At 58.7% G+C, this 15,748-nt stretch carries 12 protein-coding genes; 7 read left to right on the forward strand and 5 right to left on the reverse strand.

What is annotated here, in order from left to right:
- Positions 1-741: 741 nt before the first annotated feature.
- On the reverse strand, positions 742-1,452 hold the full coding sequence (locus tag INT12_RS07415; protein ID WP_017845432.1) for an SIMPL domain-containing protein: 711 nt from the start codon (positions 1,450-1,452) through the stop codon (positions 742-744).
- A gap of 204 nt (positions 1,453-1,656) precedes the next feature.
- Here INT12_RS07415 and INT12_RS07420 point away from each other — a divergent pair, with 204 nt between their 5' ends.
- On the forward strand, positions 1,657-2,919 hold the full coding sequence (locus INT12_RS07420; protein WP_017845431.1) for an ATP-binding protein: 1,263 nt from the start codon (positions 1,657-1,659) through the stop codon (positions 2,917-2,919).
- Complete coding sequence (locus INT12_RS07425) at positions 2,912-3,472, forward strand: response regulator transcription factor (RefSeq protein ID WP_004372278.1); 561 nt, start codon at positions 2,912-2,914, stop codon at positions 3,470-3,472. Before INT12_RS07420 ends, INT12_RS07425 begins: the two co-directional genes overlap by 8 nt.
- A 172-nt stretch (positions 3,473-3,644) precedes the next feature.
- On the opposite strand, the gene INT12_RS07430 is transcribed toward INT12_RS07425, so the two are convergent.
- Positions 3,645-6,161, reverse strand: coding sequence for a dermonecrotic toxin domain-containing protein (locus tag INT12_RS07430; protein ID WP_226926041.1), 2,517 nt, complete (start codon positions 6,159-6,161; stop codon positions 3,645-3,647).
- Between the two features lie 256 nt (positions 6,162-6,417).
- Between INT12_RS07430 and INT12_RS07435 the strand changes: the two genes are divergently transcribed.
- On the forward strand, positions 6,418-8,142 hold the full coding sequence (locus INT12_RS07435) for an ABC transporter ATP-binding protein/permease (protein ID WP_017845429.1): 1,725 nt from the start codon (positions 6,418-6,420) through the stop codon (positions 8,140-8,142).
- A 198-nt stretch (positions 8,143-8,340) separates the two neighbouring features.
- On the opposite strand, the gene INT12_RS07440 is transcribed toward INT12_RS07435, so the two are convergent.
- Entirely contained in the window at positions 8,341-8,778 is a 438-nt protein-coding gene (locus tag INT12_RS07440) for a YhcB family protein (protein ID WP_193058805.1), read from the reverse strand.
- Between the two features lie 147 nt (positions 8,779-8,925).
- On the opposite strand from INT12_RS07440, the gene INT12_RS07445 reads away from it, so the two are divergent.
- From INT12_RS07445 to zapE, 3 genes are all read left to right on the forward strand, one after another.
- Entirely contained in the window at positions 8,926-9,555 is a 630-nt protein-coding gene (locus INT12_RS07445) for an alpha/beta hydrolase (protein ID WP_026139827.1), read from the forward strand.
- A 24-nt stretch (positions 9,556-9,579) separates the two neighbouring features.
- Positions 9,580-10,935: a tryptophan--tRNA ligase gene (locus tag INT12_RS07450; protein WP_193040787.1), complete on the forward strand. Its 1,356-nt coding sequence runs from the start codon at positions 9,580-9,582 to the stop codon at positions 10,933-10,935.
- A 79-nt stretch (positions 10,936-11,014) separates the two neighbouring features.
- Positions 11,015-12,109, forward strand: coding sequence for a cell division protein ZapE (gene zapE / locus INT12_RS07455; protein WP_026139826.1), 1,095 nt, complete (start codon positions 11,015-11,017; stop codon positions 12,107-12,109).
- Between the two features lie 129 nt (positions 12,110-12,238).
- Here the strand turns inward: zapE and INT12_RS07460 are convergent, their stop codons facing one another.
- On the reverse strand, positions 12,239-13,159 hold the full coding sequence (locus INT12_RS07460; RefSeq protein ID WP_173677803.1) for a GlxA family transcriptional regulator: 921 nt from the start codon (positions 13,157-13,159) through the stop codon (positions 12,239-12,241).
- A 220-nt stretch (positions 13,160-13,379) separates the two neighbouring features.
- On the opposite strand from INT12_RS07460, the gene INT12_RS07465 reads away from it, so the two are divergent.
- Positions 13,380-14,516 (forward strand): acyl-CoA dehydrogenase family protein, encoded by a 1,137-nt coding sequence (locus INT12_RS07465; protein ID WP_017845424.1) that lies wholly within the window; start codon positions 13,380-13,382, stop codon positions 14,514-14,516.
- Positions 14,517-14,630: 114 nt separating this feature from the next.
- On the opposite strand, the gene INT12_RS07470 is transcribed toward INT12_RS07465, so the two are convergent.
- Positions 14,631-15,671, reverse strand: coding sequence for an NADP(H)-dependent aldo-keto reductase (locus INT12_RS07470; RefSeq protein ID WP_046484718.1), 1,041 nt, complete (start codon positions 15,669-15,671; stop codon positions 14,631-14,633).
- Between the last annotated feature and the right edge of the window lie 77 nt (positions 15,672-15,748).

The raw sequence follows: 15,748 nt of genomic DNA on the forward strand, positions 1-15,748 counted from the left end.
CGCGATTGGCATAGCCGTCGATACGCTGTTCTCGTTGCGTAAGTGTGTAGTTCGCGTTGGGGGCGGAAACGGTGGTTGACCCATAAATGGTGGTCGTGCGGGCCTCAAGTTCCGGATCAGGGGAAGAGGTTGCAATCGTTTTTTGTTCAACCCCTGTCTTTTTTGACTCTGGCTCACTCTCCTCTCCCGACCATTTTTTTTGTGGAGCGGATGAGTCATTAATCGACCTGGCGTGACGACTTTGTACGGAGAGTGGGGGGATTAACGAGGGTGGCTGGAGGAACGGATTGATATTCATGATCGGCTCGATGTAGGCGTGAAGTTCATAAACACTGTTCGTTTTTCGAAACGCATATGCCCGAATTAAGCCCGGATTAATCGGCGGGCGGGAAATTAAGTCAGACGTGAAATTGACCTCTGTTATGGGCTGTTGCGTAACTTCTTAATCTAGGTTGGGAGAATGATGAAAATAGGTGGTTATATAAGACTGAACAGTTCCACGTCATTGCATGGGGCTCGGGCTAGACGTCTGTATTAAAGAAAGGCTTGCAGTATTCTGAAAAAATCCTACGTTAAAGTGATTCGAACCATCATCACGTCCCTTGCTTTGAGCCGGTTGGCTGCGGTTGTGTCTGCTTCAGGTCACGCCTGCCTCGGCTCCATTCCCATGGCTGATCGACCGTCCAAAAAAAACGGCGCAAGCCCTTCGGGGCCGCGCCGTTTTCGTGTGCTTCAAAAGGCTTATTGCAGGACTTCGATCACCCCATCGGCACTCATGCTTACCTGACTGGTACCGGCTTCCACTTCCGGCGTCGGCGCCGAATCCATCATGGCGGCTTTCATCATCATCCCGCCGCGTGCGTAAGGTTGTGGATAACCATTGGTGTTGAAGTTCAGGTTGACGATCTTATAACCCTTGCCGCCCAACGCATCGGTGGCGAGTTGGGCGCGAGCCTTGAATGCGCTGACCGCGTCCTTGAGCAGGGCGTCTTCGCTGGACCTGCGCGTGGTGTCAGCGATGGCGAATTCCATGTTTTGCATTTTCAGGGTGTTGAGCAACTCGCCGGTGAGCTTGGACAGCGCCGGGAAGTCTGCGCTCTCCAGGCGCAGTTCGGCGCGTTCACGCCAACCGGTGATCTTCTGATTCTTATTGTCGTAGATCGGGTAGCTGTTGCGGCTGCCCTGACGCAGGGTCACGGCCTTGACTTCGCGGGCCTGGCCCAGGGCCTGGTTCATGGTGGTGGTGATGTCGGCGGCGAGCTTGGCGGGGTCGGCGTTCTGGGATTCGGTATAGAGCGTCACGATCATCTTGTCGCGGGCCACTTCCTGGCTGACTTCGGCGCGCAGGGCGATCTGGTTGTAATGCAACTCATCGGCGGCGACGGCCGGGAGGCTGGCCAGGGTGCTGGCGCTGAGGGTGAGAGCGGCTGCGTTGCGAATGAAACGGGACATGGAAGCTCCTTGGAATGTTCGTATCGGTATGACTGTAGACGGTGGTGCCGGGTTCTTCGGGTTTACACATTCACTACAAGTTGTCGCAGTGCCGACGAACGGTCATTCAGCGCGCCTGCGTCAAAGAGCCACACGCGCCGTGTCTGCCGGTCGGCTTCGTTTATACTCCTGCCGATCCGCCTGCAGCGCTCACCGGGAGAGCTCATGCTCGCCGCCGTAAAACTGACTTCCGCCACCCGCCAGAACCTCTGGCGCCTGACGTTCATTCGCACCTTGGTATTGGCCGCGCAGGCCGGTTCCGTCGGGCTTGCCTATTGGTTCGACCTGCTGCCGCTGCCGTGGCTGCAACTGAGCGTGACCCTGGGTTTTTCCACCGTGTTGTGTGCGTTTACCGCCATCCGGTTGCGCACCACCTGGCCGGTGACCGAGCTGGAATACGCCCTGCAGTTGGCCTGCGATCTGTTTATCCACAGTGTGTTGCTGTATTTCTCCGGTGGTTCCACCAATCCGTTCGTTTCGTATTACCTGGTGCCTTTGACCATAGCGGCCGTGACCTTGCCGTGGCGCTACTCGGTGATACTCTCCGGCATTGCCCTGACCCTGTACACCTTGCTGCTGGCGCAGTTCTACCCGCTGCAGACGTTCCCCATCGCCCGGGAAAACCTGCAGATCTACGGGATGTGGCTGAGCTTCGCGCTGTCGGCCGCAGTCATCACCTTTTTTGCCGCGCGCATGGCCGAAGAACTGCGCCGCCAGGAAGAATTGCGCGCCATCCGCCGCGAAGAAGGCCTGCGCGACCAGCAACTGCTGGCCGTCGCGACCCAGGCCGCCGGTGCGGCCCATGAGCTGGGTACGCCCCTGGCGACCATGAGCGTGCTGCTCAACGAAATGACCCAGGACCACCACGATCCGGCGCTGCAAGAAGACCTCGGCGTGCTGCGCGAACAGGTCAAGCAGTGCAAGCAAACCTTGCAGCAACTGGTGCGCGCCGCCGAAGCCAACCGCCGCCTGGCGGTGGAGATGCAGGACGTGACCCAGTGGCTCGACGAAGCCCTGAACCGCTGGCACCTGATGCGCCCCGAAGCCAGTTACCGTTTCCACCTGCTGGGGCAGGGCAGCGTGCCGCGCATGGCGCCGCCGCCGGACCTGACCCAGGCCCTGCTCAACCTGTTGAACAATGCCGCCGATGCCTGCCCCGAAGGCCTGGAAGTGCAGCTGGACTGGGACACGGAAAACCTCACCATCAGCATTCGTGACCACGGCGCAGGCGTGCCGCTGGCTATTGCCGAGCAGATCGGCAAACCTTTCTTTACCACCAAGGGCAAAGGCTTCGGCCTCGGCCTGTTTTTGAGCAAGGCCAGCGTGACCCGCGCGGGCGGCTCAGTGAAGCTCTATAGTCATGAGGAAGGCGGCACGCTCACCGAGCTGCGCCTGCCCCGTGTCGCACGAGGAGATATCGATGAGTGATGAGATCCAAGTCGAAGGCGAAGAACTGCCGCACCTGTTGCTGGTAGATGATGACGCTACCTTTACCCGCGTTATGGCGCGTGCCATGAGCCGTCGCGGTTTCCGCGTCAGCACCGCGGGCTCCGCGGAAGAGGGCCTGAGCATCGCCCAGGCCGACCTGCCGGACTACGCCGCGCTCGACCTGAAAATGGACGGCGACTCCGGCCTGGTGCTGCTGCCCAAGCTGCTCGAACTCGATCCGGAAATGCGCGTGGTGATCCTCACTGGTTATTCCAGCATTGCCACCGCTGTCGAAGCCATCAAGCGTGGCGCCTGCAACTACCTGTGCAAACCGGCGGACGCCGACGACGTGCTGGCCGCCTTGCTCTCCGAGCATGCCGACCTCGACACCCTGGTGCCGGAAAACCCGATGTCGGTGGACCGCCTGCAGTGGGAACACATCCAGCGCGTGCTGACCGAGCATGAAGGCAATATCTCGGCCACCGCCCGCGCGCTGGGCATGCACCGGCGTACCCTGCAACGCAAGCTGCAGAAGCGCCCGGTACGGCGCTGAACCCTAGGAACAGAACGCGGGATATCGTGCTGTGCTTGAGCCTCGAACACTTGAGTTTTCAGCATTTTATCCTGTGTTGCGGGTAGGTATGGAAGGCTGAGTATTTTTGGGCTGGCGACCTTCAATACATATCGCACACGTTTTCCATGTTCACTCGGTTGAGAAAGAGTGCTCATGGCTGTTTGGGCGGGAAATACACGGGTTTATATTCAACTGTAGAATCTTCATATTTTGGGGGCTCTCCCGGCGGAGCGCTATTGATGGTGGTCGGTTGGCCGTCGTTTTTATTTATTTTTGTAACGCTATAGTCATTATGGTCGGCTTGTAGTTTCGCTTCAGCTATGCGCTCAGCCTCTTGACGCGTAATTTTTGGATTTGACGCCATGATTTGAGTGACGTACTTGTCTCGATAGTTTTTCAGTGTGGTTGAGCCAAAATTTGTGAACACCCCTCCCTCAAAAGCCTTGACGGGCTTATTGATCTCTTTTTGAAATTTTGCAGCGAACGAGCTTCCACGCCCTTCGCCTGAATGACAAACTATAAGCCGTACAGAGTCATATGTTTCTGGATCTATACCTTTGCTTTTCAATAAGGCTATTAGTTTTTTTGGTGAGTAACCTTTTCCGTCGATCACAACTTTTGAGTCTTCGCCAAAGAACGTACCGGGCCGATATGGTTTAGAACCATGTGCAACAATGTTGAGTCGTCTTCCGGCTTTGTAAGTGTCCTCAAAGGTATGGACTTCATTGCCAACAATTTTCAGATTCTTCATCGGGCCGCCCATTTTGACTTCGACAGTCGGAGCGTCCCCTTCCGCTTCGATTTCAGCAGGCGGCTCATGTTCAGGGTTCAGTTCGTTCGGTTTGGGTTCCTCGCCAGGTTTGATTTCGCTAGCGGCGGCTTCCTCCCCCGATTTGCCAGTCTTCGCGATATGTGGGAGCACGGCGATCGCGGCGTTGAAAAAACCGAATATGATGCGTTGGTTGCCAGTCGGTTTGCCATGTACTTTGTCGTCAATGCCAATCCCTGCCTCGGTTATCCCGCTGGCCAGATAGAATGCATCCAATGTCAGTGCCACTTCAGGCATTACAAAAGCCAGCGGAGTCAGGAATAGTGCTGCTTTTGCAGCCTTTTCCAAGCCGGAAATAATATTATTCTTGATGACGTCCCTGTCACTGGTGATATCCACCGCGGCATCCGAATAAGAGCGATCTTTCTGACGTGTCGTGATTTCATCGAAAGGCGAGTGACTGGGTTCTGCCTTAATGAAGTCTTGTGGGTCCCAGAAGCCGCTGAAAGCCCGATGATCATAGGAAAGTAATCCCCCCGGAGTTTCGCGTTTTTCAGGCCAGGTACCGAGCCCGGCCAGCGTCTCGTCTATGCCTGCTTGTGCATAGCCGTTAGGTTTGTCTTTGAGCGGGAAGTGCCCGGCCATCGCTTCGCGTTTGACGGGGTCCGCCATTTGCTCGGCGAACCATGCTTTCATTTCGGTCTGGCCGTTGAAGGTGTGAATGGGGGAAGAGTTTCCCGGTATATGCAACAGCGTGAGCGGTGGGAGTTTTTTACCGTTGGCATCAAACCTGACCTTTTTGTCCGTGATGTACATAAGGTCGGTAGACTGAAAGTTCCCGACTTTCAGCATCCCAACTTCAATGTCGGGATCCTTTGGTGGATTCTTTTGTAAGTCTTCAAGCTTGATGTCCGGCCACGACGCCTGGTTGCCTGCTAACCCGGAAGCTCGCATGACCAGATCACGGCCTTCCTTACTGAGGCTTTGTTCTTGATGCTGGCTCATGGCGGCTTTGACAAGCGACGATTTGGCCAGCAATGGATACTTCTTCTCGTGGTTGCTCCAGAACTCATTCAGGAATTGATCGTAGGGCTTTTGATAGTCCGCCTTCCAGATCAGTTTTTTGAACTCATCGGGCGTGATTGCGCTCTGGTTTCCTCCGTTGTAAACCGGAGCAGGTTCTTCCGAGGACTCTATGTAAATACCTTGGTAGGTATGGGTGATGTCCGCCTTTTCAGTGTAAGGGTTGAAGCGACTGCCGAAGTTGAAGACGCCAGGGGTATGTGTCTCCAATTCGGGTTTAACGATGACCTCAGGGCCTCCGGCGTAGAAAGGTACTTGGTAACCTGCACCCGTTGGCGTGTCCTGTGCATTGGTAATGAGCGCCTCGGTCAATGAGATTCGCTTGATGATTTTCGCGGGGTAAGGTTTTTCCCCGGTGGTGTTGTAGTCATACGTAACCAGGTAGGTGTTGTCGGGATCTATATTCCATTTTTCTTTTTCGGCTGGGGTCGCTGCCTGTGCCGCCATCTCGGCAAATTTTTTTTTCAGAAAAATAGAGGCTTCTTCTTTAACTGTTTTGAAGGCGCCGGAAATCTCCTGTGTAACCGGGTCGACGTTGATGTTGGAATCAGAGTTGACGGGCTCAGGGGCTTTCTCACCCACCCCGATGCCTTTGTTTGGATCAGGATTTACATTGACTTCGACGTATCCGCCCTTTGAAGAATTGGTGTTTGGTACGACTTCCTGCACCACTTCTTGATTGTTAGGTGGGGAGGAATCTATTGAGCGTCTATGGCGCGGATGTGCGCTTGCTTCTTGATGACCGTTGCGGTCGGAAGGTAATGCAGGCTCAGTTGGCAGGTGGAGGAGATTAATGGGAGGGAGAGCAATCTGCATAAGAGCGTCCAGTAATTCAATGTGGTATCAATAGTCACCTATGTGGTTTTGTGTCGCGGGAAGGTTCCTGTTTTGGGTGGGTGTTTTTACTCTATGAGGTAGGCCCTGACTCTTTCGATTGACTCTTCAAGCTGCAAAGCGTCCGGTATGGCGCTGAACGAAGTCTGAACAATCTGCTTCAAGCTGGACGGAACCCTGAACTGATCGTCTATGATCGGTTCAAACGCCTGTTACATTTTCTTACAGAGCCTGAACGATGAATCAGAACGCTGAGTATTCCGCGGTCAACGACGCGGTGCGTGGGCACTTTTTTCGCCGAACCTGGGCGATGATCACGCCCTATTGGCGCAGTGAAGAAAAGGGCACGGCGTGGTTGCTGTTGTTGGCGGTGATTGGTTTGTCGCTGTTCAGCGTCGCGATCTCCGTGTGGATCAACCACTGGTACAAGGATTTCTACAACGCCCTGGAACATAAGGACACGGCGGCCTTCTGGCAACTGATCGGCTATTTTGGCGGCATTGCTGCGGTGGCCATCCTCGGTGCGGTTTATCGCTTGTACCTGACCCAGATGCTGACCATCCGCTGGCGGGCCTGGTTGACCGAAAAACACTTCGCACGCTGGCTCAGCGACAAAAACTACTACCAGCTGGAGCAGGGCGGTTATACCGATAACCCGGACCAGCGGATCTCCGAAGACCTCAATAACTTCACCTCCAGCAGCTTGAGCCTCGGCCTGGGCCTGCTGCGCAATGTGGTCAGCCTGGTGTCGTTTTCGATCATCCTGTGGGGTGTGTCGGGCAGCATCGAAGTGTTCGGTATCACCATTCCCGGCTACATGTTCTGGTGTGCATTGCTCTATGCCGCCGTGGGCAGTTGGCTGACGCATCTGATCGGACGTCGCTTGATCGGGCTGAACAATCAACAACAACGCTTCGAGGCGGATTTGCGCTTCTCGATGGTCCGGGTGCGCGAGAATGCCGAGAGCATTGCCTTGTACAACGGCGAGCCCAACGAAAATCGCCGTTTGAGCCAACGCTTCGGCCGGGTCTGGCATAACTTCTGGGACATCATGAAAGTGTCCAAGCGCCTGACTTTCTTCACTGCCGGCTACAGCCAGATCGCAATCATCTTCCCGTTCATCGTCGCCGCGCCGCGCTACTTCACCGGCAAGATCGAGCTGGGCGAGCTGATGCAAATCAACTCGGCGTTCGGCAACGTCCAGGAGAACTTCAGCTGGTTTATCGGCGCGTACACGGAGCTGGCCAGTTGGCGCGCCACCAGTGATCGTCTGCTGAGTTTCCAGCAGGCCATGAGCGATAACGAGCAGCGCCCTGCCGCCATCGACGTGCGCCCGGAAGGCGAGCGCCTGGTGGTAGAGAAGCTTGGCATGGACCTGGCCGATGGCCGCCACTTGCTCGCCGGCGCCGACATGGTCGTCGAGCCGGGCCAGCGCCTGATGCTCAGCGGGCGTTCCGGCAGCGGTAAAAGTACGTTGCTGCGTGCCATGGGCCAGCTGTGGCCGGCGGGCCATGGCAGCATCCGCCTGCCAGCGGCGCGTTACCTGTTCCTGCCGCAGAAGCCGTATCTGCCGATTGGCACGTTGAAGGCCGCGTTGAGTTATCCACAGGACGACGGCGTGTACATGGACGAACGTTATGCACAGGTCCTGGAAACCTGCCGCTTGCCGCATCTGGTCGCGCGGCTGGACGAAGCCAACCACTGGCAGCGCATGCTCTCGCCCGGCGAGCAGCAGCGCCTGGCCTTTGCCCGTGCGTTGTTGTTCGCACCGCAGTGGCTGTACATGGACGAAGCGACATCGGCCATGGATGAAGAGGATGAGGCGACGTTGTACCAGGCGTTGATCGATGAGCTGCCGGGGCTGAGCATCGTCAGCGTCGGCCATCGCAGCAGCCTCAAGCGCTTCCATGGGCGGCATGTGCGGATCGAAAGCGGCCACCTGCAAGAACAACCCGTGTCCTGAGGGCCGGACTCGGTCAGTGTGGGAGGGCGCTTGCTCCCGATAGCAGTGTGTCAGTCAGCCCACATATCAACTGATCCGCCGCTATCGGGAGCAAGCTCCCTCCCACAATGGCATCCCCGCTGGTCTGGAGATTGAGGCCCAACAAAAAGCCCGGCTGATCATCGATCAGCCGGGCTTTTTTACAGCGCCTGAAAAGACTTACTTCTTCAAGCCGTAATGCTCATCCAGCATGCCAGGGGCGTTCGGCGTTTTTGGCGCATAGTCCCGTGGCGGCTCCTGGTTTTCCCGTGGCGGGGTCAGGCGTTCCCGTGGGGTTTGCGGTGCATCGGAATGCAGCGCGGCCAGCAGGCGCTGACGGGTGATGTCGTCGAGCGCCAGGCGGTTGGCGCCGTCGGCGAGGTGATCCTGTACTTCCTGGTAGCTCTGGGTGAGCTTCTTGACCAGGGTCGCGGTGCTGTTGAAGTGGGTACCAACCTCGTTCTGATAACTGTCAAAACGTTCCTGAATGTCATCCAACTGACGCTGCGTGCGGTTAGGCGCGGCATTCGGCAGCAAGCGAGCAACCAGGAATCCAATGGCGACACCGGCAACCAGGGCAAGAGTCGGCAACAACCAAACTAAGAGCGAGTGTTCCACGAGTCCTTCCTCTATAAACGGCTTTGCTTTACGTTAACGGCTCGGACCTGCGCTGTATACCGCGATTAAGCTCGCAATGATGCCATGCACAGACTTTTAGCTAGACGAGTCGACCCTTTGAGAGGTCACGGAGTTCATTCCTTGCTCATGCGTGAAACCCCTGTTTTGATCGATGGCCCGGTAGGCCAATTGGAAGCCCTGTACCTGGATCAGCCCGCGCCACGTGGCCTGGCGCTGATCTGCCACCCTAACCCGGTGCAGGGTGGGACCATGCTCAATAAAGTTGTTTCGACCCTGCAACGCACCGCCCGCGATGCCGGTTTGATCACCTTGCGATTCAATTACCGTGGCGTCGGTGCCAGCGCCGGCACCCATGACATGGCCAGCGGCGAAGTGGACGATGCCGAAGCGGCCGCCACCTGGTTGCGCAAGAAACACCCCGACCTGCCGATCACCTTGCTCGGTTTTTCGTTTGGTGGCTATGTCGCCGCCAGCCTCGGCGGTCGTCTGGAAGCCAAGGGCGAAAAGCTCGCGCACCTGTTCATGGTCGCCGCCGCGGTGATGCGCCTGGGCGATGCCGACCTGCTGCCGCAGAACTGCCCGCTGACCCTGATCCAGCCGGAAACCGACGAAGTGGTCGACCCGCAATGCGTCTACGACTGGTCTGCCGCCCTGAAACGCCCCCATGAGCTGCTGAAAGTGGCAGAATGCGGACACTTTTTTCATGGCAAGCTCACCGATCTCAAGGATCTGGTGCTGCCGCGCCTCTCGAATTGATAGCAGTCTGATAAGCGATTACCCATGACGACTCGTACCCGTATCCTCACCGGCATCACCACCACCGGCACGCCGCACCTGGGCAACTACGCCGGTGCGATCCGCCCGGCGATCCTTGCCAGTCAGGACGCCAATGCCGACTCCTTCTACTTCCTGGCCGACTACCACGCCCTGATCAAATGCGATGACCCGCAGCGCATCCAGCGCTCGCGTATGGAAATCGCCGCGACCTGGCTGGCCGGTGGCCTGGATGTGAACCGAGTGACGTTCTATCGCCAGTCTGACATTCCCGAGATCCCCGAGCTGACCTGGCTGCTGACCTGCGTCGCCGCCAAGGGCCTGCTCAACCGCGCCCACGCCTACAAGGCGTCGGTGGACAAGAACGTGGAAAACGGCGAAGACCCGGATGCGGGCATCACCATGGGCCTGTACAGCTACCCGGTGCTGATGGCGGCGGACATTTTGATGTTCAACGCGCACAAGGTGCCGGTGGGGCGCGACCAGATCCAGCACGTGGAAATGGCCCGCGACATCGGCCAGCGCTTCAACCACCTGTTCGGCAACGGTAAAGAGTTCTTCACCCTGCCCGAGGCGGTGATCGAAGAAAGCGTCGCCACCTTGCCGGGCCTGGACGGTCGCAAGATGTCGAAGAGCTACGACAACACCATCCCGTTGTTCACCAGCGCCAAGGACATGAAAGACGCGATCTCGCGGATCGTCACCGACTCCCGCGCGCCCGGCGAAGCCAAGGACCCGGACAATTCGCACCTGTTCACCCTGTACCAGGCGTTTGCCAGCAAGGCCCAGGAACAGGAATTCCGCGCCGAGTTGCTGCAAGGCCTGGGCTGGGGCGAGGCGAAGAACCGTCTGTTCCAACTGCTGGACGGGCAACTGGGTGAAGCCCGTGAGCGTTACCACCAATTGATGTCGCGCCCGGCGGACATGGAAGACCTGCTGCTGATCGGCGCCAAAAAAGCCCGCGCCGTGGCCGCGCCGTTCCTCGCCGAGCTGCGTGAGGCCGTTGGCCTGCGTTCGTTCGTCAACCAGGCCGCGGCGCCGGTCAGCACCAAGAAAAAGGCCGCGAAAGCCGCGCGCTTCGTGAGTTTCCGCGAAGACGACGGCAGCTTCCGCTTCCGCCTGTTGGCGGCCGATGGCGAGCAACTGCTGTTGTCGCGCAACTTTGCCGACGGTAAAACAGCTGGTGCGGTGACCAAGCAATTGCAAAGCGGCGCCGCGCTGGACGTGCGCCCTGAAGCCCTGAGCTTCAGCGTATGGCTGGACGACGCTGCGGTTGCCGACAGCGCGCCATTCGCCGACACCGCGTCGCGCGATGCCGCCATCGCCGCCCTGCGCGTCGCGCTGACCCCCCTCGAGGATTAACCCGACCAAGGGTTGATTGCCATTATCCGGGGCCGTCGTTACAGTGACGGCCCGTTTTTGTTGCCTTGCTAACGAAATTATGACGCCCCTAGAACGATATCAAGCTGATCTGAAACGCCCTGAATTCTTCCATGACGCGGCCCAGGAAACGGCGGTGCGTCATTTGCAGCGTCTGTACGAAGACCTGGTCGCGGCCTCGCAGAGTAAGCCAGGGATGCTCGGCAAGCTGTTTGGCAAGAAAGATCGCACGCCGGTCAAGGGCCTGTACTTCTGGGGCGGCGTGGGTCGCGGCAAGACCTACCTGGTGGACACCTTCTTCGAAGCGCTGCCGTTCAAGGAAAAGGTCCGCACGCACTTCCACCGCTTCATGAAGCGCGTCCATGAAGAGATGAAAACCCTGCCGGGCGAGAAAAACCCGTTGACCATCATCGCCAAGCGGTTCTCCGCAGAGGCGCGGGTGATCTGCTTCGATGAGTTCTTCGTCTCCGACATCACCGACGCCATGATCCTTGGCACCCTGATGGAAGAGCTGTTCAAGAACGGCGTGACCCTGGTCGCCACCTCGAACATCGTGCCCGATGGCCTGTACAAGGACGGCCTGCAACGCGCGCGCTTCCTGCCGGCCATTGCGCTGATCAAGCAGAACACCGAGATCGTCAACGTCGACAGCGGCGTCGATTACCGCCTGCGGCACCTGGAGCAAGCGGAGTTGTTCCACTTTCCGCTCAACGACGCGGCGCAAGATAGCCTGCGCAAAAGCTTCCGCGCCCTCACGCCGGAATGCACCCATGCGGTGGAAAACGACAAGTTGATCATCGAAAACCGCCAAATCATCGCGCTGCGTACCTGCGATGACGTGGCCTGGTTCGACTTCCGCGAACTGTGCGACGGCCCGCGCAGCCAGAACGACTACATCGAACTGGGCAAGATCTTCCACGCCGTGATCCTCAGTGGCGTGGAGCAGATGAGCGTCAGCACCGACGACATCGCGCGCCGCTTTATCAACATGGTCGACGAGTTCTACGACCGCAACGTCAAGTTGATCATCTCGGCGGAAGTCGAGCTCAAGGATCTCTACACCGGCGGTCGCTTGAACTTCGAATTCCAGCGCACCCTGAGCCGCCTGCTGGAGATGCAATCCCACGAGTTCCTGTCGCGGGCGCACAAACCCTAAGCACGACACAGTAAAAAGTGTGGGAGGGGGCTTGCCCCCGATAGCGGTGTATCAGTGCCAGATGTACTGACTGATACACCGCTATCGGGAGCAAGCTCCCTCCCACATTTTGTCTCTGTACAGCCCTGTTTATGCGGCTTGCTGGAACTGCTGGCGGTACTGGTTCGGTGACAGCTCGGTGTGCTGCCTGAACAGCCGCGCAAAGAAGCTCGCATCGTCGTAGCCCACCTCATAACTGATGGTCTTGATGCTCTTGCGGCTGCCCGAGAGCAGCCCTTTCGCCGTCTCGATGCGCAAGCGTTGCAGGTAATGCAGCGGCTTGTCGCCGGTGGCGGTCTGGAAGCGGCGCATGAAGTTGCGGATGCTCATGCCGTGCTCCCGGGCCACGTCCTCGAAGCGGAACTTGTCGGCGAAATGCTCTTCGAGCCAGTGCTGGATCTGCAGGATGATCACATCCTGGTGCAGCTTCTGCCCGCCGAAACCGATCCGTCCCGGCGAATAGTTGCGCTGCACTTCGTAAAGAATATCGCGGGCCACGGCCTGGGCGATGTTGGCGCCGCAGAAGCGTTCGATCAGATAGATATAGAGGTCGCAGGCCGAGGTGGTGCCGCCGGCGCAGTACAGGTTGTCGGCGTCGGTCAGGTGCTTGTCCTGGTTGAGCTGGACCTTGGGGAAGCGCTCGCTGAAGGCAGTGAAGAAACGCCAGTAGGTGGTCGCCTCCTTGCCATCGAGCAGCCCGGCTTCGGCCAGCCAGAACACCCCGGTCGCTTCGCCGCAGAGCACTGCGCCGCGGGCGTGCTGTTCGCGCAGCCACGGCAGCACTTGCGGGTAGCGTGTACTCAGGGTATCGAAGTCATCCCAGAAGGCCGGCAACACGATGATGTCGGCGTCTTCCAGGCCGCCGTCCACCGGCATGATTACATCACTGAAGCTGCGCACCGATTGCCCGTCGGGGCTGACCAGGCGCGTTTCGAACGCGGGAGTCAGGCCCAGGCCTTGTTGTTTGCCGTAACGCAGGCTGGCGAGGTGGAAGAAATCCTTGGCTTGCATGAGGGTGGAAGCGAACACCCGATCAATGGCCAAAATGCTGACGCGCCGCAAGGGCGTGGAGATTTGGTTAGACATAATTTCATTTATTCTTATAGGGGAAAGTGGTCACCAGACGGCTGGATCGTCTTATTTTTTGTCGCATGTGTCCAGTGTCCTGTGACGCCTTCGCGGCATAGGCTCTGTGGTTCGTCTTTGTCCGACAATCCACGCAGGTGACCTCATGATCCCCAGAACGTTGTTCAGCCCGGAACACGAACTCTTCCGCCAGAGCGTGCGTACCTTCCTTGAAAAAGACGCTGCGCCGTTCCATGCGCAATGGGAGAAGCAGGGCTATATCGACCGTGCGCTGTGGAACAAGGCCGGCGAGGCGGGGATGTTGTGTTCCCATCTGCCGGAGGAGTACGGCGGCCTGGGCGCGGACTTTCTCTACAGCGCGGTGGTGATCGAAGAGATCAGCCGCCTGGGCCTGACCGGCATCGGCTTCTCCCTGCATTCGGACATTGTCGCGCCGTACATCCTGCATTACGGCAGTGAAGCGCTGAAGCACCAATACCTGCCCCAATTGATCTCCGGCGAGAAGGTCACGGCCATCGCCATGACCGAGCCGGGCGCCGGGTCCGACCTGCAAGGGGTCAAGACCACGGCGGTGCTGGACGGCGATGAGTATGTGATCAACGGCTCCAAGACCTTCATCACCAACGGCTTTCTCGCCGATCTGGTGATCGTGGTCGCCAAGACCGACCCCAAGGCCGGCGCCAAGGGCACCAGCCTGTTCCTGGTGGAGGCCGCTACGCCGGGCTTCGACAAGGGCAAGCGCCTGGAAAAGGTCGGCATGAAGGCTCAGGACACCTCGGAGCTGTTCTTCCAGGATGTCCGTGTGCCCAAGGAAAACCTGCTGGGCCAGGCGGGCATGGGCTTCGCCTACTTGATGCAGGAGCTGCCGCAGGAGCGCTTGACCGTGGCGATTGGCGCGCTGGCGTCAGCCGAAGCGGCGCTGCAATGGACCCTCGATTACACCCGTGAGCGCAAGGCCTTCGGCAAGGCGATTGCCGACTTCCAGAACACCCGCTTCAAACTGGCGGAGATGGCCACCGAGATCCAGATCGGCCGCGTGTTCGTCGATAAATGCCTGGCGTTGCACCTGGAGGGCAAGCTCGACGTGCCCACCGCCGCGATGGCCAAGTACTGGGCCACGGACCTGCAATGCAAGGTGCTCGACGAGTGTGTGCAATTGCACGGCGGCTACGGCTTCATGTGGGAATACCCGATCGCCCGCGCCTGGGCGGATGCGCGGGTGCAGCGGATTTATGCGGGGACCAATGAGATCATGAAGGAGATTATTGCGCGGGCGCTTTGATTTCGATGGTGTGGCTGAGGGCCTCATCGGGGGCAAGCCCCCTCCCACGTTTTACTGGGTTCACACGGCTAAGTGTGGGAGGGGGCTTGCCCCCGATAGCGGTCTAGAGATCAATCAAGGTGCTGGATTAGGATGATCCTTCTGAATCGCCTCAATCCCCTCCAGCACCTCTTTCGACAGTTTCAGGTCAGCGCTGGCAAGGTTGCTGTCCAGTTGCTCCAGGCTCGTCGCACCAATGATGTTGCTGGTCACGAACGGCTGCTGCGTGACGAACGCCAACGCCATCTGCGCCGGGTCCAGGCCGTGTTCGCGGGCCAGGGCCACATAACGGCTGCACGCTGCTTCCGACTGCGGGTTGAAATAGCGGCTGAAGCGGCTGTATTCGGTCAGGCGGGCTTTTGCCGGGCGCGCACCGCCTTCGTATTTGCCGCTGAGCATGCCGAATGCCAGGGGCGAATAAGCCAGCAGACCGCACTGTTCGCGAATGGCGATTTCCGCCAGGCCCACTTCAAAGCTGCGGTTGAGCAGGTTGTAGGGGTTCTGGATCGACACCGCGCGGGTCCAGCCGCGGGCTTCGGCCAGGGCGAGGAACTTCATGGTGCCCCACGGCGTTTCGTTGGACAGGCCGATGTGGCGGATCTTGCCGGCCTTCACCTGCGCGTCCAGCGCTTCGAGGGTTTCCTCCAGCGGCGTCAGGTCGTCTTCGTCCTTGTGCTTGTAGCCCAGCTGGCCGAAGAAGTTGGTGCTGCGCTCCGGCCAGTGCAACTGGTAGAGGTCGATCCAGTCGGTCTGCAGGCGCTTGAGGCTGGCATCCAGGGCGTCGACGATGTGCTGGCGGTTGTGGCGCAGGTGGCCGCCGCGGATATAGTCGATGGTGTTGCCGGGGCCGGCGATCTTGCTGGCGAGAATCCAGTCGCCGCGGTCGCCGCGGCTTTTGAAGTAATTCCCGATGTAGCGCTCGGTGGTGGCATAGGTGTCGGCCTTGGGCGGCACCGGGTACATTTCCGCCGTGTCGAGGAAGTTGATCCCCGCGGCCTTGGCCCGTTCGATCTGCGCGAAGGCCTCTGCCTCGCTGTTCTGCTCGCCCCAGGTCATGGTGCCCAAGGCTATCGCGCTTACGTGCAGATCGGTACGGCCCAGCTGTCGATAATCCATCGGGTGCTCCTTCGGGGAAAACAATCATAAAAGCAGGTTGAATTTTTTTTCGCAATCTGCATAATTGCCCACCTCTT

The organism is Pseudomonas sp. K8, assembly GCF_014889455.1.
Classification (GTDB): domain Bacteria; phylum Pseudomonadota; class Gammaproteobacteria; order Pseudomonadales; family Pseudomonadaceae; genus Aquipseudomonas; species Aquipseudomonas veronii.

Bases quoted from the DNA above. Each gene is read 5' to 3' on its own strand.
- INT12_RS07415 (WP_017845432.1), bottom strand. From the start codon at position 1,452: ATGTCCCGTTTCATTCGCAACGCAGCCGCTCTCACCCTCAGCGCCAGC.
- INT12_RS07420 (WP_017845431.1), top strand. From the start codon at position 1,657: ATGCTCGCCGCCGTAAAACTGACTTCCGCCACCCGCCAGAACCTCTGG.
- INT12_RS07425 (WP_004372278.1), top strand. From the start codon at position 2,912: ATGAGTGATGAGATCCAAGTCGAAGGCGAAGAACTGCCGCACCTGTTG.
- INT12_RS07430 (WP_226926041.1), bottom strand. From the start codon at position 6,161: ATGCAGATTGCTCTCCCTCCCATTAATCTCCTCCACCTGCCAACTGAG.
- INT12_RS07435 (WP_017845429.1), top strand. From the start codon at position 6,418: ATGAATCAGAACGCTGAGTATTCCGCGGTCAACGACGCGGTGCGTGGG.
- INT12_RS07445 (WP_026139827.1), top strand. From the start codon at position 8,926: ATGCGTGAAACCCCTGTTTTGATCGATGGCCCGGTAGGCCAATTGGAA.
- INT12_RS07450 (WP_193040787.1), top strand. From the start codon at position 9,580: ATGACGACTCGTACCCGTATCCTCACCGGCATCACCACCACCGGCACG.
- zapE (WP_026139826.1), top strand. From the start codon at position 11,015: ATGACGCCCCTAGAACGATATCAAGCTGATCTGAAACGCCCTGAATTC.
- INT12_RS07460 (WP_173677803.1), bottom strand. From the start codon at position 13,159: ATGCAAGCCAAGGATTTCTTCCACCTCGCCAGCCTGCGTTACGGCAAA.
- INT12_RS07465 (WP_017845424.1), top strand. From the start codon at position 13,380: ATGATCCCCAGAACGTTGTTCAGCCCGGAACACGAACTCTTCCGCCAG.
- INT12_RS07470 (WP_046484718.1), bottom strand. From the start codon at position 15,671: ATGGATTATCGACAGCTGGGCCGTACCGATCTGCACGTAAGCGCGATA.